Genomic DNA, 22,176 nt, shown 5'->3' on the forward strand with positions numbered 1-22,176 from the left:
AGTTTTATCTGTTGTCTGAATATCGGCTTCGATTAGGTAGAGCCTAAAAAGCAAGGTATCCACTTGCTTAAGATCCTTTTAACAAAGTTGGCATTTTAAACATGCACGGAGACGATAAGTGAAGCACCAGTTTAGATTCGCTTCCATTGCCCTGTTGTCGGCGTTGACAGCGGGTTGTGCGAATATGTCGGCAGGGAGCCTGTTCAGTCATTACAGCGCGCAAAACAAAGAAATTTACCAAGCAGTCAAGTCTGGGGATTATTCAACGGCTCAACAAGAGTTACCAGATTACGTAGCTGGTGACATTCTTGATAACTTTGAAAAAGGTAGAATTAATCTACTTGATCAAAAATATCCTGAGAGTAAGTCGTCGCTCGAACTGGCCGATCAGGCAGTAAAAGATCAGCAAAGTAAAGCGGTGATCTCTGTATCAGACAGTGCAACCAGTGTCGGCGCGTTGGCTGTGAATGACAATATTACCGAGTATGTGCCAGCCGATTATGAGTTGGGCTTTCTGCATTTATATCTTGGTTTGAATTATTTAAAGAAAAATGACTTAGAAGGTGCGGTGATCGAAATGCGTCGCGCTAACCAAGTTCAGGAACAAGCCAAGAAACAACGTGAAGCTGAGTTAGAAAGTGCTGCTAGCGACGCAAAATCTCAAGGGTTGTCTGCCAACGTGGGTAGTATTCTTGCGAATTATCCTGATGCGGGTAAAAAGCTGCAATCTGTGCAAAATGCGTATCTGATGTTTTTGTCTGGCCTGCTTTACGAAGCATCTAACGATCTGAACAGCGCTTATGTGGACTATCGACGTGCTTTGGCCATCATGCCTGAGAACCAAGAAATCATCGATAGAACCATGGCAACAGCTGCTCGCTTAGGCATGCGACAAGATTTAGCAACACTGAAAAAGCGCTACAAACAGTCATCTAAGTTAGGGGCAAGCGAAGGGCGAGTAATTGTGCTTCAAGAACAAAGTGCAGTTCAAGCGATGGACAGTTGGCGATTAGATTTGCCTATTTATGACAGTCGCGATCAGGGCGCAATATATTCTCTGGCGCTGCCATATTACCCCCGCCAAAACGTAGAACGTTTTTCTGCGCTACGAATCAGTGGGCAACCGTTGTCTGAGCATTTGATTACGGATGTGAATGCGATGGCGCAGAATGATTTATCTGAACGTATGACGAGCATTGTTATTCGCCAAGCGTTACGTGTGGTCGCGAAAGATCGCATCCGTAAAGAAGCAACTCAAGGTAACGATGTCGGTAACATTTTGTTCAATGTCTGGAATGCATTCACGGAACAACCAGACACTCGAAGCTGGCAATCTTTGCCTGCGGAAATAAAGACCAGCACGTTTGTAGCAAACAGTGGTCAATATACGTTAGAAGCGGGCGCTAAAACGTATGACTTTGATATTCGAGAAGGGCAGACCACTTTGGTGTGGATTTCTCGACAAGGAAACAATGCAACAATGTGGCATAAACAGCTAGGGAGGCTGTAATGAAAAAGTGGTTAGTGAGCTTAGCAGCGGTTATGGCTCTGGCTGGTTGTGCTGATAATACAGCTGGCGTAAGGGTAGATAGTCAAACTCAGAACGTTTTCTTTGGTGATAAGGTATTGGGTAGCCGCTTACAGGTTGAAGATATCCGAACTGACCTCGTCGACGGTCATACGCGAGGAATCGTGCGTTTAAACAGTAACTATAAAGGCGATCAACATATCCTTTATCGCTTTTACTGGTACGACGATGCTGGTCTTGAGGTCAACCTAAAGCAAGGCCCTTGGAAGCAAGAAATTGTTCGTGGCTTTGAAAGTATTTCGTTGTCGGAAGTGTCGGTAAATCCGAAAGCGACTCAGTTCAGAGTTCAGTTCAGAGAGCAGTAAACTTTCGTTTGGAACCGCTCATATTTAGAGTGGTTCCAAGCTTTATAGCAAAGACGAGATAGAACGGGTCTAAGGATTCGAAAATACAAAAATTTAAGAGAGTGGGTAACCCCGCTTAGTGATTAGTTAAGGAAACAAAATGAAAAAGAGTGTCATTGCGCTACTAGGTTTAGCGGTTATTTTAGGCGGTTGTTCAAACAAGGTAAGCTACGGTGATGCACAATCAGTAGAAACCACGACAATCGATTTCGGTTCAACTGACCTTCAAACGATTGCGGGCGAAATGGTCGATAGCATGATGGCGTCTGGCTCTGTGTCTTACATTACTCGTGATCAACGTCCAATCGTGTTCGTAGAGCGAATCAAGAACAAAACAAGTGAGCACATCGATACTGAGTCAATCACTGATACCATCAGTACTAAAATGCTGAACTCTGGTAAGTTCCGTTTCGTTGATATGGACCGTGTAGAGTCTGTTCGTGAACAGTTGAACTTCCAAAATAACGATGAGCTTGTAAATCAAAGCTCAGCAATCCAATTTGGTAAAATGGTTGGTGCTCAGTACATGTTGTACGGCAACCTATCAAGCATCGTTAAGAAAGCGGGCAGCGACGAAGACGTATATTACAAAATGACTATGCGCCTAATGGATCTTGAGTCTGGCTTGATTGAGTGGGCTGACGAGACTGAAATCCGTAAGCAACAATCTAAGAGCTTACTGGGCTTTTAATTAAGTTTACTTGGCTTCTAATTAGCTTACTGGGTTTTTAATTTAGCTTATTGAGCTTCTTAAATGGTTTAGTGTGCTATTAACTTGGCTTAGTCATGCCTCAACGCAGTACATGTTATTTGCTGTGATTGGTATTAATGAAGAGGCACTGGCTTTTGGTCAGTGCCTTTTTTTTAGGGAAATTAAGACGTTTATAGGGCAGTTAAGACGTCTATAGGGAGTAAATATGGCGATTTTTTCTTGGTCTGAAGCAAAGCTTCTTGATACCAGTTTGAGTTCTCTTGATGGCTACTTTTCTGAGCCTCCAATCAGAGCACAGACACTGACAGGTGGGTTGACTAATCGATGTTGGAAATTGGTTTTAGCCGATGGCACCGCGTATGTTTGGCGTCCAATTACCCCCATCACCAAAGCGTTCTTCATCTCTCGCCATGAAGAGTATCAAGTACTGTCTGCTATTGAGCGCCTAGATATCGGACCAAGTCCGATAGTGGTCAATGAGCAAGGCTTACTGGTTGAATGGATCGCGGGTGAGACGTTGTACGAAGGACTCGAGCAGGATGATTTACTGAAGACGCTGATCTCAGTGCATTTGGTTAATACTGCGCGACTGCCGCTCCAACCGTTCAGTTATACGGCTCGAGTTGACCACTACTGGCTTCAGCTTGATGCGGTTCATAAGACTGAAACCTGCACTAAGATTTATCAAGAGTGGCGCGTGGCTCCAAGTATCCCAAGTGTCGACCTGTCTTTGTGTCATTTTGATCTCGGTGGCTATAACCTTGTTAAGAACCAAGATGGGATTAAGATCATTGACTGGGAATATGCAGCGCTAGCAGACCCAAGGCTTGATCTTACGCTGACTATTGCTGTTGCCCGATTACCAGTTACAGAAGCTGTTAATAAGTACTGTCAGCTAAGAGGTATCCATGATCCCCAATCTTGGCTTGACGGAGTAGAAGCCTGGTTACCAAGAAGCCAAATGATGGCGATGTTGTGGTATTTGCTTGCTCATCAGCTTTGGGGCGGTGACAGTTATCTGCGTGAAGCTGAGGCTCTGAGTCACACTTTATGTAGCTATGATCACGTTTAGGAAGTGAAAAATATAATTTCAGAGGTCTTCCCTTTAAAACCTTGTTTTTCGTGTTAGATTGATCAAAACGTACCAATATTCAATGGGGGAGGTACAATGATTATCTATCTACACGGCTTCGACTCAACAAGCCCGGGCAATCACGAAAAAATACTGCAGTTGCAATTCATTGATGATGACGTTCGTTTCATCAACTACAGTACTTTGCATCCAAAACACGATATGCAGCATTTGCTAAAAGAAGTGCATAAAGTGATAGAGCAATCCGATGATCCACATCCAATCATTTGTGGTGTAGGTTTGGGTGGTTTTTGGTCTGAGCGTATTGGTTTCTTATGTGGGATTAAGCAGGTGGTGTTCAACCCTAATCTGCACCCTGAGAACAACATGGTAGGTCGAATTGATCGCCCAGAAGAGTACGAAGACATCGCGACTAAGTGTGTCGCTCAGTATCGTATGAAGAACAAAGGACGCTGTTTAGTGGTGCTTTCTCGTGAAGATGAAATTCACGACAATACGAAAACAGCTTCTGCTCTAGAAGATTACTACGAAGTTGTCTGGGACGAAAAAGAGAGTCATAAGTTCAAAAAGATCTCTCAACACTTACAGGCAATGAAGGCGTTTAAAAACGCTTAAGGATTACCGTCATTTTATAAAACAGCACTCAATTGAGTGCTGTTTTTTTATCCAAATTAGCAAGCGATGCCCGAAGGGTTCGAGCTGAGCGCTCCCGTAAAAAGCGTTTTACTTTTTGTTGAGGGAGATTTGCTTAGAATGACTAGGCTACTTCCCTCCTTGCCGTGATTAAAACGCTTTGATACCGAACGAAATTTAACCGTGAAAGGTCAATGCGCCCTAGTCATATAGATTTTATCGATGAGTTTGCGCAAACGTTAACTAATCAGTCACGAATCCTCATTGTGGGTAAGGATTTTTGTTGCGGTCATCTTTTTGCTATATATAATGTTCTAAAGCAAAATATTTTGATAAATGTCAAAAAAAATTGAGAGCGAGTGATAAAACTTGCCCATAATTTGTGCTCTGCCTCTCAGGTAGGCACCTTTTTCATCCACGTGAGCAAAGTGGCAAACCAATGTTTGTTGCTTGTAATCCCTCTAACTACTCAGTGAGCTGTTGTTACTTATTATCATAGTCATCAAATAAGCCACAGCCTTTGGACTTAAGGCCGAGTAGATACATAGAATTTATCGGTTGGAGTAATCGAGCCGAACCCCATTTATTCATTTTGTAGAGGATTGTCATTGTGACAAAAATTATCGTAGTAGGCGGCGGTGCTGGTGGTTTAGAACTAGCAACTAAGCTAGGCCGCACTTTAGGTCGTAAGAAACGTGCCCAGATTACTCTGGTAGACCGTAAAGCAAGCCACCTATGGAAACCATTGCTTCATGAAGTAGCTACTGGCTCATTGGATGAAGGTGTTGATGCGCTAAGCTACCGCGCACACGCAAAAAACCATTGCTTTGATTTCCAAATGGGCAGCCTGAACGATATCGATCGTGAACGTAAAGTGATTGCGTTGAGCGAGTTGACTGATGAGCACGGTGAGTTGCTGATGCCAGGCCGTGAACTTGAATACGACATTCTTGTGATGGCGTTAGGTTCAACGTCAAACGACTTCAATACCCCAGGTGTTCGTGACAACTGTATTTTCCTTGATAGCCCAGAGCAAGCACACCGTTTCCGTACAGAAATGAACAACCAGTTCTTAAAGCTGCACGCTAAGAATGGTCAAGGTACGGTAGACATTGCGATTGTTGGTGCGGGTGCTACTGGTGTTGAACTGTCTGCTGAGCTTCACAACGCTGTGAAAGAGCTTCGTACATACGGTTTTGGCGACCTAGATTCAAGCAAGCTGAACGTTAACCTTGTTGAAGCGGGTGAGCGTATTCTTCCAGCTCTACCTCCTCGTATTTCCAGCGCAGCACATTCTGAGCTAACTAAGCTTGGCGTCAACGTGCGTACAACGACAATGGTTACACAAGCTGACGCTGACGGTCTAACGACCAAAGATGGTGAGAAGATCCCAGCACAGATCATGGTATGGGCTGCTGGTATTAAAGCGCCAGATTTCATGAAAGATATCGGTGGTCTTGAGACGAACCGTATCAACCAGTTGGTTGTCAAAAACACGCTGCAAACTACGCTTGATGACAACATCTTTGCTATCGGTGATTTGGCGCAATGTACACAAGCGGATGGTTCGTTTGTTCCACCACGTGCGCAAGCGGCTCACCAAATGGCAAGCTGCGCATTTAGCAACATCATCGCTAAGCTGAACGGCCGTGACCTGAAAGACTACATCTACAAAGATAAAGGCTCACTGGTTTCACTAAGCCGTTTCTCTACAGTAGGCAGCTTGATGGGTAACCTGACTAAAGGTTCGATGATGGTTGAGGGACGTATTGCTCGTGTGGTTTACATCTCTTTGTACCGAATGCACCAGATGGCACTTCACGGCTTAATCAAAACATCACTGATGATGTTGGTGGGTCGTATTAACCGTGTCCTTCGTCCAAACCTAAAGCTTCACTAATCAGGTAAGCCTTCTAAGGTCATTACGCTGATAATAAAAAAGAGCTCTTCGGAGCTCTTTTTCGATCGTGTCGAGTACGTGTTATTTCGGATTGTTACTCTATTAAGCGATTAAGATAATGGAGGTAACACAGAATAAACCACGCCATCTTTCGGTTTACCGTTAAAGATAAAGCGATTCTTTGCAATGGCTTCACGTTCAGCGCCACATTTCTCGATCAGCTTTTGGCTGGGTAGGTTCTCTGTATCGCAGACAATCTCCAAACGCGTCAACTTGAGCATTGCGAAGCAAAATTCAAATAAGGCAATCATCGCTTCCTTGGCTATCCCTTTTCTTTGAAATTCATCACCTACCCAATAACCTAAACTTGCCATGTTAAAGGTGTGGTAAAGCTCATTTATGGCCACCATGCCGACTAACTTTTCGCTTTTTCGTTCGAAGATACCAAAGCCAAACGCATCGGCTTTAACCCAGTTTAAGCGAGTCGCAAGAATGAACCTCTCGGCCTCGACGGTAGAAAACTCGTCGTGACACCAGTCGAGCCATGGCAATAAACTCGGGGAGGATTTAACCAGCTGCGAAAACTCTTGAGCGTCTGAGGCTTCAATGATTTTTAGGTTGAGGTGTTGAGTATTTATCTGAAAGTCAGGGCTCATAAGAAATACCGAATTACATGTAAGTACTGAACAAAGGATTCAGTGCAGAATAAAGATAGATAGCACTTAATAAAACGCCCTCACTAGGAGGGCGGATTGAATTATTTATATAATTATAGCCGAATCGGCAAGTAACTTACTGCGCTACACGTCGAACTTGAATAACCATTCCAAGAAGTGGGTGGTCAAGGTAGTGAGTTTCTGTACTGCGCATACGACGTTTTTGGTCCATGCGGTAGCTCTTAAGAAACTCTTGGACTTCAACCGTCGGAGAAATCTCCGTTAGATTACCCACTTGCACGTTACTTTCTGCACCACTTACAGGTGAATCTAGCTCGATTTGTTGCTCTTGTAGAGTCACTTCACGAACGCTTGGCGCTTTTAAATCCAATGTCGTTTCAGCATATAGATAGTGCTGAACGTAGATTTGCAGCTTGCCGTCTAACTCGTAAAGCGGCTTATCGATAGTCTCTTCTTGAAAACCATCAGTATTTACTGCTGTTACTACACCTTTCTCAGAACCGTCGGCATTAAACTGTTTGGAGAAGTCTTTACCGGCTTGAATGTGGAAAACCGGTGCCGAGCTTTTGCCTTGGTCGCCTTGACGCCAAGCGGTATGCATCAGAACTTCAAAGCCTGCGTGTTTGCGTAGCTTGTCTTTCTGAGGTGTTAACTTGTATTCCGAGTAAGGCAGCATCTGCACGCCTTTCTTCGCTCGGTATTGGGTATCTTGAAATGAACCTACGCGCTCAAGTGAAATCTGAGGCTGTGTGTTTGGCCAAGATTCATTCACTTTTTCTGCATCAACAGCACGCTTAAAAATGATCACTTCTATATCAAATTGTCTCTGCGCCAAACTTGGCAGTGAGACGAACAATAGTAGCAGTGGGATCAGTCTTTTCATTTTTACTCCGTCTTCCAGCCGAACTACCGGCTGGATAATTTATATGTGCAAGTGGATTGGGTCTTATGCCGAAGGAAGCAAGTTCTGTCTGAATTCGCCCAATAAATCACTAACAAATTGAATTCGTTTCCGTCTGTCGACCAATGGTATCGTAAACTTGAACTTTGTTGGTCCTTCCATTGAAAACTTTTGCGGTTGAGATTGCAACAGTTTAACAAGGTAGGTCGGGTTTATGTCAGCATCCGGGTAGAATTCTAAGAATCCACCTTTATCATGAGCCTCAATTTTCTTCGCTTTGATAGACGCCGCGGCTAATTTTAGCTCTGAAACTGACAACAAGTTCTTGGTAGCATCCGGCAGAAGGCCGAAGCGATCAATCAGCTCGACTTTCAACTCTGCCAATTCGTCGGTGTCACTCACACTCGCAATACGCTTATAAGTAGACAAACGTGTATTGATGTCTGGGATGTAGTCATCAGGCAACAGTGCTGGCAGGCGCATCTCAATTTCAGTTTGTTCACGCAGTAGGTCATCAAGCGATGGCTCTCTACCTTCTTTCAATGCTTCAACCGCTTGCTCAAGCATCTCCATGTAAAGCGTAAAGCCAACCGACTGGATTTGACCACTCTGTTCATCACCTAACAGCTCACCCGCGCCACGAATCTCTAAATCATGGGTTGCTAGCGTAAAGCCTGCACCTAAGTCTTCAAGTGAAGCAATGGCGTCTAATCGCTTGACGGCATCTTTGGTCATTGCTTTCGGGGGAGGTGTTAGCAAGTAGGCATAAGCTTGGTGGTGAGATCGACCCACACGCCCACGCAATTGGTGCAACTGTGCTAAACCAAGGTTATCGGCTCTGTCCATTAAGATGGTATTGGCTGTTGGTACGTCGATACCGGTTTCGATGATGGTTGTACACACTAGCAAGTTAAAACGCTGGTGGTAGAAATCATTCATGATGCGTTCTAGTTCGCGCTCTCGCATCTGGCCATGAGCCACGGTGACACGCGCTTCTGGAATCAGTTTCTGTAGTGATTCAGCCGTCTTTTCAATCGTGTCGACTTGGTTGTGTAAGAAGTAAACTTGACCACCACGCATGATTTCACGAAGTACCGCTTCTCTGACGATCGCGTCATCACTCTCACGGACAAAGGTCTTTATTGCTAAGCGTCGTGCTGGTGGTGTTGCGATGATTGACAAGTCACGCATGCCGCTCATTGCCATGTTCAATGTACGTGGAATTGGCGTCGCGGTGAGCGTTAGGATATCGACATCCGCACGCATTGCTTTCACTTTTTCTTTCTGACGCACACCAAAGCGGTGCTCTTCATCGACAACCAACAGGCCAAGGTCTTTAAACTGAAGGTCACTTGAAAGTAACTTGTGAGTACCCACTAAGATGTCGACCTTACCGTCGGCGACATCTTGCATGATCGATTTCTGTTCTTTGGCTGATTTGAATCGAGACAGAACCTCAACACGAATCGGCAAGTTGGCGAAACGGTCGCGGAAGTTTTCAAAGTGTTGCTGAGCAAGTAACGTTGTCGGTACTAACACGGCCACTTGTTTGCTGTTATCGGTACACACGAACGCGGCACGCATTGCGACTTCTGTTTTACCAAAACCAACATCACCACACACCAAGCGGTCCATGGCTTTTGCTTGGCACATATCAGACATTACCGCATTAATTGCCATCGCTTGGTCATCGGTTTCTTCAAACGGGAAGCCAGATTTGAAGGTTGCGTACTGACCACGATCGAGCACAAATTTGTAACCCGGCTTAAGCTCACGCTTGGCGTAAACATCGAGCAGTTCGGCTGCGACGTCACGGACTTTCTCTGCGGCGCGCTTACGAGCTTTCTGCCATGCTTCACCGCCAAGTTTATGTAGCGGTGCAGAATCTTCAGCACCACTAGAGTAGCGGCCAATTAAGTTCAGAGATGCAACTGGTACGTAGAGCTTGGCATCGTTTTGATACTCAAGTGTTACGTATTCGGTTTTCATACCACCCGCTTCTAGGGTCTGCAGGCCTATGTAGCGACCAATACCGTGGTCAATGTGAACAACCGGTTGGCCCGGTTTAAGTTCCGCTAAGTGACGGATTACGGTGTCGCTGTTTACGCTTTTCTTATCTTTTTTACGACGCTGAACAACGCGATCACCCAATAGATCACTTTCACAGATAAGGGCGATGTTTTGCTCTTCGTGGATAAAGCCATGCTCAGCAGAACCTAGGATCAGGGTGAACTTATCTTTACCTTTAATTGCCGCGTCGAGGTTTTCAACTTCGCTTGGACGAACTTTGATGCCTCGAAGCAATTCACTTAGAGCTTCACGGCGGCCTTCAGACTCAACCGAAAAAACAACCTTGCCATCGAAGGCTTCAGTGAACTTTCTTAAGTTAGACAACGGTTCTTTATTCTGATGTTGAACGCTGAGATCAGGTAGAGACGTAACTGGAAGGTTGGTACGCCCAGCTTTTTCTTCAATTGAATCTAAGCTCAGATTGACCTGTGGCTTTTGTTTGAAGTGTGCGAACAGTTCGTCTTTCTTTAACCACAGTTGTTCAGGTGTGAGCAGCGGTCGTAATGGATCAACACCGCGTTGTTCGTATCGATGAGAAACGTCGGTTAGGAACGAATCTACTGCGGTCTCGACATCACCTAGAATCAGGAGTTGCGCTTCATCGGCAACATAATCAAACAAGGTTTCGGTGTGCTCGAAGAACAGCGGTTGCCAATACTCAATACCAGCAGGCCACGTGCCTTTAGAAACCTGCATATAAACCGATTCTGGTTCACGGCGCGCATCAAACTGTTGGCGCCAACGAATACGGAAATCTTCAATCGCTGTTTCCGAGGTTGGGAATTCGTGAGCAGGCAGCAGTCGAATCTCAGAGATGTCTTCGATAGAGCGCTGGTTTTCAGGATCGAAAGTACGGATCGTGTCGATCTCGTCATCGAAGAAGTCGATACGATACGGGTCTTTGCTGCCCATTGGGAACAAGTCGAGAATTGAACCTCGACTCGCATACTCACCCGGGCCAAACACTTGGTCTACGTAACGATAGCCAGACTTTTCAAGTTGAAGACGCAGCTTCTCAAGCGAGTACAGATCACCCGTTTTCACCATTAAGGTGTGCTGCAACAAGAAGTCACGTGGCGACTGACGTTGTAGTAGCGTGCTGATCGGTACGATCGTGATGCCATCTTTTAACGTTGGTAGTGCATAAAGGCGAGCGATACGGTCAGAAATGATCTCTTGGTGCGGTGAGAAGCTGTCGTATGGCAGTGTCTCCCAATCAGGGAATAGTGCCACTTCATGTGACGTAAACTGTTCAATTTCTGATTGAAGCTTGAGTGCGATTTGAGGATCGGGCACTGCAAGTAAAGTATGGCTGTTATGCTGCTCCGCAAGTCTAGCGATAGCAAGCGCGAGAGATGAACCAACTAGGTTACCGATGTGTTTTTTATCACCGGCACCTTTGAGCTTAGGTAGTGTAAAAATGGATTGTTTTGTCATGTCTATTTACTTGTTATCTCGTTCTAGAGAGCGTTGACGTAAGAGCTTTTGTTGTTGATGAAGCGCAGCTTTGATCAGCAAGTCTTGGTCAGTATCACGAAGATGAGCGTATTTGAATTTGATTTCGAAGCCTGAATCTTTTGGTTCGCTAGCGAAGACTTCTGCGTAGCAATAAATAGCGGCGGCTGGGTGCTCGATAAATAGCTTAGCTTTAACTAAGCGACCCGCTTCGATATCTGTTTTGGAAAAACAAGAGAACTGACTCGCGCCAAATGAATACGTGTGGGTACGAAATTGTTCATCATCTTGTTGCGATAACATAAAGCTCAACAAGAGGTTTAATTTAGAGTTCTGTGCATCCAATAAACTGATGACATTCTTCAAGTCGCTGTTTTTCAGTTCGTTGCGAGCACTGTCGGCTAACAGGTCCAATTGGCTAAACTCACTTGCCACAACAAAAGGGGCAGGGATCTCCGATTCGAACTGAATCTGAGAAGGTAAAGCGAAGTTACTGTCCATTGGCTCAATATTAGCGGTAAGGCTGTGGTGAACGGTAAAAAACTCTTGTTCTGTCATGCGTTAGTTCCTTGAAGTGATCTATTGATTATCGCTATGTGGCCGCAGTAATCAAGGTCAGTTAATTGAAAGTCTCAAATAGTTGTTTGAAAGTCAGCTATTTGACAAGGTTTGTTTTTCAAGCCTAACTAATTGAGTTAATTCACCCTATATTTTCAATTAACCCCTACACAGTAACGGCAATACCCGTTACATTAACCCGCATCTCCTTTAGATGGTTCAAAGTATGTTTCATCCTATTTCATTGTTTGTTGGCCTGCGTTATTTGAAAGGCCGTTCAGGTGATCGCTTTAGCCGTTTTGTTTCTTATATGTCGACAGCCGGAATTACCATTGGTGTGCTGTCTCTGGTTACTGTTTTGTCGGTAATGAATGGATTCGAAGCGCAGTTAAAAGACCGAATTCTTGGTGTCCTTCCTCAAGCCGTCGTTTACGAGCAAGGAGGCACAACGTCACTTTCTGCTCAAGCACCTAGCTTTGCGGAGCAAATGTCGCTCAATGGCCACGTAGAACCTATTGTTCGTAGTGAAGCGGTGATCCAAAGTCCTGCTCAGTTATCTGCGGGCTTGTTAATTGGTATTGAGCCAAATTCCGATGACCCTCTTCAGAATCATTTAATTGCTGGCAGACTGTCTTCACTCAAGGCTGGTCAGTATCAGCTTTTCCTTGGTCATACATTAGCAAGAAACTTGAAAGTGTCTATGGGCGACAAAGTTCGCTTAATGGTGACCAGTGCCAGCCAATACACGCCGTTAGGACGTATTCCAAGCCAGCGAAATTTTACCGTAGCTGGCATTTTTAACACGGGTTCGGATATCGATGCTCAATTGATGGTTACCGACATCAAAGACGCAGGGCGATTGATGCGTTATAAGTCTGATACGATTTCAGGCTGGCGACTGTTTTTTGATGACCCATTTGAAGTGGCAGAACTATCAAACCAACCGCTACCGGAAGGTTGGGTGTGGAGCGATTGGCGAGACCAACGTGGCGAGCTATTCCAAGCCGTTCGAATGGAAAAAAACATGATGGGTTTGATGCTTGGGCTGATCATTGGTGTTGCTGCGTTTAACATTATTTCTGCGCTTATTATGGTGGTGATGGAGAAACAGTCCGAAGTCGCCATCTTAAAAACCCAAGGTATGCGTGATGGTCAAGTCATGGGGATCTTTATGGTTCAAGGTGCAAGTAGTGGTGTGATCGGCGCATTATCTGGTGGCATCCTGGGCGTGATTTTAGCTTCGAACCTCAATACTATTTTAGAGGCGATGGGTGTTGCTCTGTTTTCATTTGGTGGACAGTTGCCAATTTTAATTAACCCAATTCAAATCGCCGTTGTTGTGGTTCTGGCTATTGCACTTAGCTTGATTGCCACTGTCTTCCCTTCTTATCGTGCATCGTCTGTGAAACCTGCTGAGGCCCTTCGTTATGAGTAATTTTCTTCAATGTAATGATATCCGTAAAACGTACCGTGAAGGCTCGTTAGATACTGAGGTTCTCAAGGGCGTCAGCTTCGAAATAGAAAAGGGTGAGCTAGTCGCAATCATTGGTACATCCGGTTCAGGTAAAAGTACGCTATTGCATATTTTAGGGGCGTTGGATGATGCTTCTGATGGTAGTGTCAGCTTTCTCGGACAAGACTTAGCGTCTTTGAGTTCGAATAAGCAGGCTAAGCTTCGCAACCAGCATCTTGGCTTTGTTTATCAATTCCATCATCTTCTTTCTGATTTCTCAGCGTTAGAAAACGTAGCAATGCCGTTGTTGATAGGTGGAGAGAAGCCAGCGAAAGCTAAACAAGAAGCACAGTTGCTACTTGATAAAGTGGGGCTAAGTCATCGTGTTGACCACCGACCTTCAGAACTTTCAGGTGGTGAGAGGCAACGAGTGGCAATTGCTCGTGCATTGGTGAACAAGCCTGCGCTAGTGTTGGCGGATGAGCCGACTGGTAACCTAGACCACAACACAGCACTTTCTATTTACGACTTAATGCGCGAACTGAACCGTGAGTACGATACTGCCTTTTTGGTTGTGACTCACGATGGTGAACTTGCCGGTAAGATGGATCGCCAACTTCACATGCAAGATGGTTTACTGGTCAACGTAGAAAAAGAGGAGAGCTAAGTGTTTTCTTCTTTATCTCTATTGATAGGCGGCCGATTTAGCCGGGCGAAACAACGAGACAAAATGGTGTCGTTCATCTCCTTGTCTTCGACAATTGGTATTGCTGTTGGTGTCGCGGTAATCATTATCGGCTTATCTGCAATGAATGGTTTTGAGCGAGAGCTTCAATCACGAGTACTTTCTGTCATTCCTCACGGTGAGTTTGAGGGCGTGAATAAACCAGTAACTCGCTGGGAGCATGTGATTGAGGAGTCGGTAAAGCACGATAAAGTCGTTGCTGCTGCGCCTTATGTGAAAATTACCGCGCTTGCCGAAAAAGGCAAAGAGTTGAAAGCAATTGAAGTTCGCGGCGTTGACCCACAACTTGAGCAACAAGTATCGAGCCTATCGAGTTTTATCGATAAGCAAGCTTGGAGCGATTTTAAGGCAGGGCAACAACAAATCATTTTGGGCTCTGGTGTGGCCAATGTACTTGGCGCGAAAGTCGGTGATTACCTGACTCTGATGATCCCGACGGTGAATGGGTCGGTTAAGGTTCAAGCACCTAAACGTGTTCGAGTTAAAGTGGTTGGCTTGCTGACGCTTAATGGCCAAATTGACCACAGCTTAGCTTTGATCCCGATCGGCGATGCGCAAGTTTACGCAAACCTAGGCGAGGCAGTGACAGGGGTTTCTTTAAAAGTGACCGATGTTCTGAACGCGAACTCTATTGTGCGTGAGGTGGGTAACCAGCTTGATGTGTATGTGTATCTACGAAGCTGGCAACAGAAGTTTGGCTTCTTGTATCGAGATATTCAGTTGGTTCGCACCATTATGTATCTGGTGATGGTACTGGTTATTGGTGTTGCTTGTTTCAATATTGTCTCGACATTAATGATGGCAGTAAAAGACAGAGCATCAGAGATCGCGATTTTAAGAACCATGGGCGCATCGGACGGCCTTGTGAAACGCATTTTCGTTTGGCAGGGCGTATTCTCCGGTGTGTTAGGTAGTTTGGTGGGCAGTGTAATAGGCGTGTTAGTGGCGCTTAATCTCACGACACTTATCAAAGGGCTTGAAAGGCTAGTAGATCACCAGTTCTTGTCCGGTGACATCTATTTTGTCGACTTCTTGCCATCACAACTCGATATGACGGATGTTATTGTGGTTTCAGGTACAGCGATTGTATTGAGCCTATTGGCGACATGGTACCCAGCATCACGAGCAGCCAAGTTAAACCCTGCCTCGGTGCTTAGCTCGAAGTAATGCGCTTAGTAATACGTCATGTAGCATGATAGACAAATGGCATACACAAAAAAGGATCCCTGATGGGATCCTTTTTTTTTGAATTCAATCTGCATTCTTTACGACTGTGGTTACATCCCAATATTGCAGAGTTCTGCGGTTCATCTGACTTTAACTTGTGTGCGGTTTAAGTGAAGCGCATACAAGGATAGATTGAACGACAAGGAAAAGTTGTCAGTACCTTGCTTGACGCTTCTTCCAACTTCTTACTACTGAGTAACGCCATAACCCGCGAATACCAAAGTAGCCAATCATTGCTGAAACCACGCCACAAATCAGGCAACCCAGTAAGAAAGGAGGCCCGATTGTATTCATTTGCGCCAAGATGAAGTCCCAAGACAATTCGAAATGGAAGGCTTGAGGTGGTACATGCATAACAAACGCCCCGACTTTATAAGCAAAGTAGAAGAGAACGGGCATAGTGACCGGGTTACTGATCCAAACAAGTGCGACAGCCAAAGGTAGGTTAACGCCACATGCGACAGCAAGGCCTGCAGACATAATCATTTGGCTTGGTAGAGGGACAAACGCCATGAATAACCCAACAGCGAATGCGCCAGCCGCAGAGCGACGATTAAGACACCATAAGTTGGGGTTGTACAAAACATTGCCAAAAACTTTCAATGCTTTCTGACGCTTGATTAGCTCATGGTCAGGCATAAATCGTTTGATAAACTTTCTTGGCATAGGAGGAAGCTACTCTCTTGTTTAACACTTGGTTCTTGATTTCATTTGCTGCGACAGTTGTGTCTGCCAGCTTCTGGCCTGTGATGCCTCATTGGGTTTGGGCACCATTGATGCTGTTGTTACTACTAGCATCAACAAAGTATAGCGTTTTCCGGAGTGCAAGAGGTCTAGCAACAGCATTGATACTAGTTATCTGCCTAGGGAATGTAATTGAAATACAAACGAGTCGTTTATTTCAATCAGGGCAGAATACTACCATAAATGCTTCGGTTGTTAGCCTTTTTAGTGAAAATAGCCACGGTTTTGAAAGCGTAATAGTAGCTAGATCAATTGGCGGCGAAAAATTAATCTTTCCTCAATTAATAAAATTACGTTTGTTTACTCCTTTTAAGTTAACACTCGGAGATGATGTCAATTTATCTGTGTATATAAAGCCTGTATGGGGCAAACTCAATGAAGCAGGCTTTGATTTAGAAAAGTATCTGTTTAGCGCAGGTGTGGTTGCCAATGCAATTTACAGATCTAATACAAAGTATCGTATTCATACCAATAGCAACTTACGGTCCTATTGGTTTGAAAACAGTCTTGAAAGGTTAAGTCAACTGGCAAATCAAGACCTCATTATGGCTTTGAGTTTTGGTTATCGAGACCTTATTCACTCTCAGCGTTGGGACTTACTTAAAAGCAGTGGTTTGATTCACTTGATGGCTATTTCGGGGCTGCATATTGGGATTGCCTTTGGTATCGGCTATCAAGTAGGAAAGGTATTCAGGTTACTATCATCTTCACTTCTTTGGTTGCCCACAATATTCGGAGTCGGCTTAGCCTATTTCTACAGTTGGTTTGCTGGGTTCACGCTGCCCACCTTGAGAGCTTTGGTGATGTGTATTATCGCCAGCTATTTCTTGTGGCGTGGGCAAAATATCAGTTTGTTTCGGTATGTCGCCTTAAGTCTGTGCGTGGTTCTGCTAATTTGGCCATTTTCAGCATTATCGAGTAGCTTCTGGTTGTCTTTTGGTGCGTTAGGTGCCGTTCTTTACATTGCGTTAAATAGTCAGTCATCCGATTCAAACTCAACATTTATCGACCGAGCACTGCACCTCTTCAAGATTCAGTTAATGCTGACATTCCTGATTGCTCCCTTTTCGATGCTGTTCTTTAATGGGGTCAGCTTAGTCTCTGTTTTCTACAACTTGCTCCTTTTACCTTGGGTGTCGATGGTGGTTATTCCACTATTGTTCCTGGCAATGTTCTTTAGCTTAATATTGGCGCCAGTATCAGGTGGCGTTGGCTTAACTACATTCAACAATGGTTTGTCTGAACAATTATGGATGTTGGTCGACTTATCGCTTGAGCCTCTCGTATTTAGTCTTCCTTTCTCTGAACGATTTTGGTTTCAAGTGGATAATCACACGATTGAGTTGTCTGTATTCCTCATCTTGTTTTTCGGTTTTGTCAGTCGATATTTCAAGCGAGCACTATCTATATTGATTATTACCGTGTTTGTACTGTGGTGGGAGTTCGGCAAGCCTCAACAAGACAAACTAACTATCGATATCTTGGATGTTGGTCACGGGTTGTCTTTGCTCTTAGAAAAGAACAATCAGATTGTTGTTTACGATCTTGGTAACGCATGGCCAGGAGGTTCCATTGTCGAATCCTTACTTATTCCTACTTTGAATCAGAGGGGAATTCATGAGTTGGAGGGTGTAATAGTGAGTCATTTCGATTCTGACCACGCTGGTGGCTATCCGTCGTTACTTGAAAATTACAACCCTAAGTGGGTAAGAGCCAGTCAGAATATCAGTCAACAAGGACAATCTACGATTCAAGAATCGTCAAATATTCAAGCATGTATTTTAGGAGAAGTATGGACTTGGCAAGGGGTTGCTTTTGAGGTCTTGTGGCCTCCCAAACAAGTGAAGAGGGCGTATAACCCACATTCGTGCGTGGTCAGGCTTTTTGACCCCGCTCTAGAGTTCTCGATGTTACTTACTGGTGATATTGAATTGGTCAGTGAGTGGTTACTTGCACGCGAAGGCGAACGGCTTCGAAGTGACGTAATTCTTGTTCCTCATCATGGTAGCAATACGTCTTCGATCGCCAGTTTTATTGAGGCCGTTTCACCTCAGTTAGCGATCGCTTCTTTGGCCAAAGGCAATCAATGGGGGATGCCGAGTGAATCCGTTATTGAACGTTATCACGACGCAGGGAGTGCTTGGCTTGATACTGGAGAAAGCGGCCAAATAACCATCAGTATTGGTCAAGAAGGTTGGCAATATCATGAGATTAGAGAACAACAAGGCAGACAGTGGTATAGGCAGATGCTTCGTAAGGGAGTAGAATAGGAAGATTATTGTGAGAAAATTAAGCGATTCTATGTCAACACAAACAGATGAAACTACCTGGGTCACATTTAAAAGACTTTGGACTTATATTCGACTATATAAGGCCGGCCTTGGTGTTGCGGTTATTGCGCTTATTATAAATGCTGTCACTGATACCTACATGATTTCCTTACTAAAGCCGTTACTTGATGAAGGCTTTGGTAATGCAGAATCTGACTTTTTACGTACGCTCCCTCTCATTATCTTTGTCATGATGTTCGTTCGTGGCATCAGTGGCTTTGTTTCAACTTATTGTTTGAGCTGGGTTTCAGGCAATGTGGTCATGGAAATTCGACGTAAAATATTCAGCCATTTTATGCATATGCCAGTTTCTTTTTTTGATAAAGAACAGACTGGTGCGCTGCTATCTCGAATTACTTACGATTCAGAGCAAGTCTCTGCGGCAACCAGTAAAGCATTAGTCAGTATTGTCCGTGAAGGTGCAAGTATTATTGGCCTGTTGACGCTGATGTTCTGGAATAGTTGGCAGTTGTCTTTGGTGTTGTTCGCTGTCGCCCCTCTTGTCGCGTGGGCAATCAGTATCGTATCGAAGCGATTCAGAAAGATCTCTAAGAACATGCAAACCAGTATGGGTCACGTCGCTTCTTCTGCAGAACAAATGCTGAAAGGACATAAAGTCGTTCTAACGTATGGCGGACAAGATCTAGAAAAACACCGCTTTGACCAAGTTAGTAACCAAATGCGCCAACAAAGCATGAAGCTAATCACTGCTCAAGCGGCCGCTAACCCAATTATTCAGATGATTGCATCACTTGCAATCGTAGTTGTTCTATTTCTTGCTAGTGTTGATTCAATTAAAGCAGAGCTTACTCCTGGTACGTTCACTGTTGTGTTCTCGGCGATGTTTGGTTTACTACGCCCACTAAAAGCTCTGACTAACGTAACGTCTGAATTCCAACGTGGTATGGCAGCGAGTACGACCCTATTTGGTTTGATGGATCTAGATACGGAACAAAATAAAGGTACGTTGAAGCCTGAAACCGTAGCGGGTGAAGTCGAAGTAAAAGATGTGACATTTACCTACCAAGGTGCAGAGAAAGCAGCGCTTGATAAGGTCAGTTTTAATATACCGAAAGGCAAGACAGTCGCACTTGTCGGCCGTTCAGGTTCGGGTAAGAGTACCATTGCGAACCTGTTTACTCGTTTTTATGACGTAGACTCTGGCTCTATTGAGCTTGATGGTCACGACATTCGTGATTATGAATTAAGAAATCTACGTGAGCACTTCGCTCTTGTTTCCCAGAATGTGCACCTATTTAACGATACGGTTGCGAACAACATCGCTTACGCAGCTGAAGAACAGTATTCACGTGAACAGATCGAACACGCGGCTAAACTTGCGCATGCAAGTGAGTTTATCGAAGGCATGGAAAATGGCATCGATACGGTTGTTGGCGAAAATGGCGCGAGCCTGTCTGGCGGTCAAAGACAGCGTATCGCGATTGCACGTGCTCTATTGAGAGATGCACCTGTTTTGATCCTTGATGAGGCGACATCTGCATTGGATACCGAGTCAGAAAGAGCGATTCAATCTGCGTTAGAAGAGCTGCAGAAAGACAAAACAGTACTCGTTATCGCACACCGACTTTCTACTATCGAGCAAGCTGATGAGATACTTGTGGTTGATGATGGGCATATTGTAGAAAGAGGTGCACATGCCGAGCTCATCGCCCTTGATGGCGCTTATGCACAACTACACCGAATTCAGTTCAGCGGATAAGATTAGGTCTTGTTGTGATCGAAAAAATTTGGTTTAACAATCACCCATTAAAATACTTTCTCTGGCCGCTATTATGGCCATTGAGTCTGTTGTTCAAAATGATCAGCGGTCAACGTCGTGATGCTTATCTATCGGGGAAAAAAGAGACCTATCGCCCACCTTTACCCGTGATTGTTGTTGGTAATATTACCGCTGGCGGCAATGGCAAAACACCAGTTGTGATTTGGTTGGTAGAGATGCTTCAGGCTCACGGCTTTAAGCCCGGCGTTGTTTCTCGAGGTTATGGGGCGAAAGCACCAAACTATCCGTTAGTGTTGGATGAAAACACGCCAGCAGAGCACTCTGGTGATGAGCCTCGTTTGATTCGTAAGCGAACTGGTGCGCCTGTAGCGGTTGACCCTGTGCGCGCAAACGCAGTAAAGGCTTTGCTGAGCGAAGGGGTTAATGTCATCATCACTGACGACGGCCTTCAGCATTATGCACTTGAACGCGATATTGAATTTGCTGTTATCGACGGTGCGAGACGCTTTGGTAGTGAGTGCCTAATTCCTTTGGGCCCATTAAGAGAGCCTATATCTCGTTTAGATGACGTAGACTTTTTGGTTAATAATGGCGGTAAAGCGCACGGGCGAGAGTTCTCGATGTCTTTGCTTCCAAGCCAAGCGGTTAACCTGAAGACGGGTCAGAAAAGGTCTGTGGCAGAATTACAGAAGCTGGTGGCTTTTGCTGGTATCGGTCACCCACCACGCTTTTTCAAAACATTGGAAAACCTTGATGGTGACGTGGTTTACACGCAGGGCTTCGCTGACCATCAAGATTTTGATAAAGATGAACTTCATGCCTTGGCAAAAAAAGGTATGAATATGATTATGACAGAAAAAGACGCTGTAAAATGCGAAGAATATGCGCAAGATAACTGGTGGTATCTTCCAGTTTCTGCGCAGTTTGATGAAGATTCGCAACAGCAAATTTTAAAAAGAATAAAAGAGGTTATGGAATACTATGGATCACCGTCTACTTGAGATCGTTGCTTGCCCTGTATGTAAAGGTAAACTAACTTTTGACAAGGATAAGCAAGAGCTTGTTTGTAAAATTGATCGCCTTGCTTACCCAATTAAAGAGGGTATTCCTGTTCTTTTAGAACCTGAAGCTCGCACCGTTTCAATGGATGAGGGTAAGTAATGTCTTATACGGTTGTTATACCTGCAAGATACCAATCGAGCCGTTTACCAGGTAAGCCACTGGCTGACATTGGTGGCAAGCCGATGATTCAATGGGTATACGAACAGTCAATGAAGGCGGGTGCCGATAACGTTATTATCGCTACCGACGACGCTCGAGTTGAAAAAGCGGCCAAAGCATTTGGCGCGACCGTTTGTATGACATCACCGAATCATGAATCAGGCACTGAGCGTCTAGCTGAAGTGATTGAAGTTATGAAGATTCCAGATGATCATATTATCGTGAATGTTCAAGGTGATGAGCCACTTATCCCACCTGCGATCATTAATCAGGTCGCGAACAACCTTGCGAACAGTACAGCTCCGATGGCAACACTCGGTGTGGAAATTACACATGCTGACGAAGTGTTTAATCCTAACGCCGTAAAAGTTGTGACCGACAAAGATGGGTATGCCCTGTACTTTAGCCGAGCTACTATTCCTTGGGATCGCGATGCTTACGCGAACAATGGTACAGCTGCTGAATCTCCACTGCTTCGTCACATTGGCATTTACGCTTACCGTGCGGGTTTTATTAATACCTATATCAATTGGGAACCAAGTACCCTTGAGCGTATTGAGTGCCTAGAGCAGCTACGTGTACTTTGGTACGGTGAAAAAATCCATGTAGACGTTGCGGCAGAAGCACCTGCAGCTGGTGTTGATACGCCAGAAGACCTAGAAGCGGTTCGAGCTATTATTGGCTAAGCGTCTTTTAGCGACTACTTCTTTGCTCTACAAAAATGCAAAATCATGAGCCTTGCTTATCGCGAGGCTTTTTTATGCCTAAAGAGAAGCGGATGACA

Annotated in this window: 19 protein-coding genes; 14 read left to right on the forward strand and 5 right to left on the reverse strand. The window is 44.7% G+C overall.

Annotated elements, in window-relative coordinates:
- Positions 1-118: 118 nt before the first annotated feature.
- From AB4180_RS01930 to AB4180_RS01955, 6 genes are all read left to right on the forward strand, one after another.
- Positions 119-1,510: a COG3014 family protein gene (locus AB4180_RS01930; protein WP_012604412.1), complete on the forward strand. Its 1,392-nt coding sequence runs from the start codon at positions 119-121 to the stop codon at positions 1,508-1,510.
- On the forward strand, positions 1,510-1,893 hold the full coding sequence (locus AB4180_RS01935; protein WP_102250140.1) for a YcfL family protein: 384 nt from the start codon (positions 1,510-1,512) through the stop codon (positions 1,891-1,893). Before AB4180_RS01930 ends, AB4180_RS01935 begins: the two co-directional genes overlap by 1 nt.
- Before the next feature lie 139 nt (positions 1,894-2,032).
- Entirely contained in the window at positions 2,033-2,623 is a 591-nt protein-coding gene (gene lpoB, locus AB4180_RS01940; protein ID WP_012604411.1) for a penicillin-binding protein activator LpoB, read from the forward strand.
- Positions 2,624-2,849: 226 nt separating this feature from the next.
- Positions 2,850-3,716, forward strand: coding sequence for a phosphotransferase (locus tag AB4180_RS01945; protein ID WP_102250139.1), 867 nt, complete (start codon positions 2,850-2,852; stop codon positions 3,714-3,716).
- A 96-nt stretch (positions 3,717-3,812) separates the two neighbouring features.
- On the forward strand, positions 3,813-4,352 hold the full coding sequence (gene ycfP, locus AB4180_RS01950) for an alpha/beta hydrolase YcfP (RefSeq protein ID WP_012604408.1): 540 nt from the start codon (positions 3,813-3,815) through the stop codon (positions 4,350-4,352).
- Between the two features lie 628 nt (positions 4,353-4,980).
- Positions 4,981-6,270 carry an NAD(P)/FAD-dependent oxidoreductase gene (locus tag AB4180_RS01955; protein WP_012604407.1) on the forward strand — a complete coding sequence of 430 codons (1,290 nt, stop codon included), beginning with the start codon at positions 4,981-4,983 and terminating at the stop codon, positions 6,268-6,270.
- Positions 6,271-6,380: 110 nt separating this feature from the next.
- Here the strand turns inward: AB4180_RS01955 and AB4180_RS01960 are convergent, their stop codons facing one another.
- The 4 genes from AB4180_RS01960 to AB4180_RS01975 all read right to left on the reverse strand — a co-directional run bounded on the left by AB4180_RS01960 (position 6,381) and on the right by AB4180_RS01975 (position 11,931).
- Complete coding sequence (locus tag AB4180_RS01960; protein WP_102250138.1) at positions 6,381-6,926, reverse strand: GNAT family N-acetyltransferase; 546 nt, start codon at positions 6,924-6,926, stop codon at positions 6,381-6,383.
- A gap of 136 nt (positions 6,927-7,062) precedes the next feature.
- Positions 7,063-7,830 carry a peptidoglycan binding protein CsiV gene (locus tag AB4180_RS01965; protein ID WP_012604405.1) on the reverse strand — a complete coding sequence of 256 codons (768 nt, stop codon included), beginning with the start codon at positions 7,828-7,830 and terminating at the stop codon, positions 7,063-7,065.
- A gap of 63 nt (positions 7,831-7,893) precedes the next feature.
- Positions 7,894-11,355 carry a transcription-repair coupling factor gene (gene mfd / locus AB4180_RS01970; protein WP_102250137.1) on the reverse strand — a complete coding sequence of 1,154 codons (3,462 nt, stop codon included), beginning with the start codon at positions 11,353-11,355 and terminating at the stop codon, positions 7,894-7,896.
- 6 nt (positions 11,356-11,361) lie between these two features.
- Entirely contained in the window at positions 11,362-11,931 is a 570-nt protein-coding gene (locus tag AB4180_RS01975; RefSeq protein ID WP_009847150.1) for a hypothetical protein, read from the reverse strand.
- Between the two features lie 226 nt (positions 11,932-12,157).
- On the opposite strand from AB4180_RS01975, the gene lolC reads away from it, so the two are divergent.
- Genes lolC through lolE form a run of 3 tightly spaced genes read left to right on the forward strand, consistent with a single transcriptional unit; the run spans position 12,158 to position 15,296 of the window.
- Positions 12,158-13,366, forward strand: coding sequence for a lipoprotein-releasing ABC transporter permease subunit LolC (gene lolC / locus AB4180_RS01980; protein WP_032499387.1), 1,209 nt, complete (start codon positions 12,158-12,160; stop codon positions 13,364-13,366).
- Positions 13,359-14,051 (forward strand): lipoprotein-releasing ABC transporter ATP-binding protein LolD, encoded by a 693-nt coding sequence (lolD, locus tag AB4180_RS01985; RefSeq protein WP_009847148.1) that lies wholly within the window; start codon positions 13,359-13,361, stop codon positions 14,049-14,051. The genes lolC and lolD overlap by 8 nt, the downstream gene beginning before the upstream one ends.
- Positions 14,052-15,296, forward strand: coding sequence for a lipoprotein-releasing ABC transporter permease subunit LolE (gene lolE, locus AB4180_RS01990; RefSeq protein WP_017101613.1), 1,245 nt, complete (start codon positions 14,052-14,054; stop codon positions 15,294-15,296).
- Positions 15,297-15,509: 213 nt separating this feature from the next.
- Here the strand turns inward: lolE and AB4180_RS01995 are convergent, their stop codons facing one another.
- Complete coding sequence (locus tag AB4180_RS01995) at positions 15,510-16,022, reverse strand: DUF2062 domain-containing protein (RefSeq protein ID WP_009847146.1); 513 nt, start codon at positions 16,020-16,022, stop codon at positions 15,510-15,512.
- A gap of 215 nt (positions 16,023-16,237) precedes the next feature.
- Here AB4180_RS01995 and AB4180_RS02000 point away from each other — a divergent pair, with 215 nt between their 5' ends.
- The 5 genes from AB4180_RS02000 to kdsB are packed head-to-tail and all read left to right on the forward strand — an operon-like array spanning position 16,238 to position 22,078.
- A complete protein-coding gene (locus AB4180_RS02000) occupies positions 16,238-18,370 on the forward strand; it encodes a DNA internalization-related competence protein ComEC/Rec2 (protein ID WP_371692538.1) in 2,133 nt (710 codons plus the stop codon).
- Between the two features lie 31 nt (positions 18,371-18,401).
- A complete protein-coding gene (gene msbA / locus AB4180_RS02005; RefSeq protein WP_009847143.1) occupies positions 18,402-20,150 on the forward strand; it encodes a lipid A ABC transporter ATP-binding protein/permease MsbA in 1,749 nt (582 codons plus the stop codon).
- 14 nt (positions 20,151-20,164) lie between these two features.
- Positions 20,165-21,172, forward strand: a complete 1,008-nt coding sequence (lpxK, locus tag AB4180_RS02010; protein ID WP_017101615.1) for a tetraacyldisaccharide 4'-kinase — start codon at positions 20,165-20,167, stop codon at positions 21,170-21,172.
- Positions 21,153-21,332, forward strand: a complete 180-nt coding sequence (locus AB4180_RS02015; protein WP_004736429.1) for a Trm112 family protein — start codon at positions 21,153-21,155, stop codon at positions 21,330-21,332. The genes lpxK and AB4180_RS02015 overlap by 20 nt, the downstream gene beginning before the upstream one ends.
- Positions 21,332-22,078, forward strand: coding sequence for a 3-deoxy-manno-octulosonate cytidylyltransferase (kdsB, locus tag AB4180_RS02020; protein ID WP_009847141.1), 747 nt, complete (start codon positions 21,332-21,334; stop codon positions 22,076-22,078). The genes AB4180_RS02015 and kdsB overlap by 1 nt, the downstream gene beginning before the upstream one ends.
- Positions 22,079-22,176 lie beyond the last annotated feature (98 nt).

This window comes from Vibrio sp. 10N.286.49.C3, from assembly GCF_041469545.1.
Classification (GTDB): domain Bacteria; phylum Pseudomonadota; class Gammaproteobacteria; order Enterobacterales; family Vibrionaceae; genus Vibrio; species Vibrio tasmaniensis_A.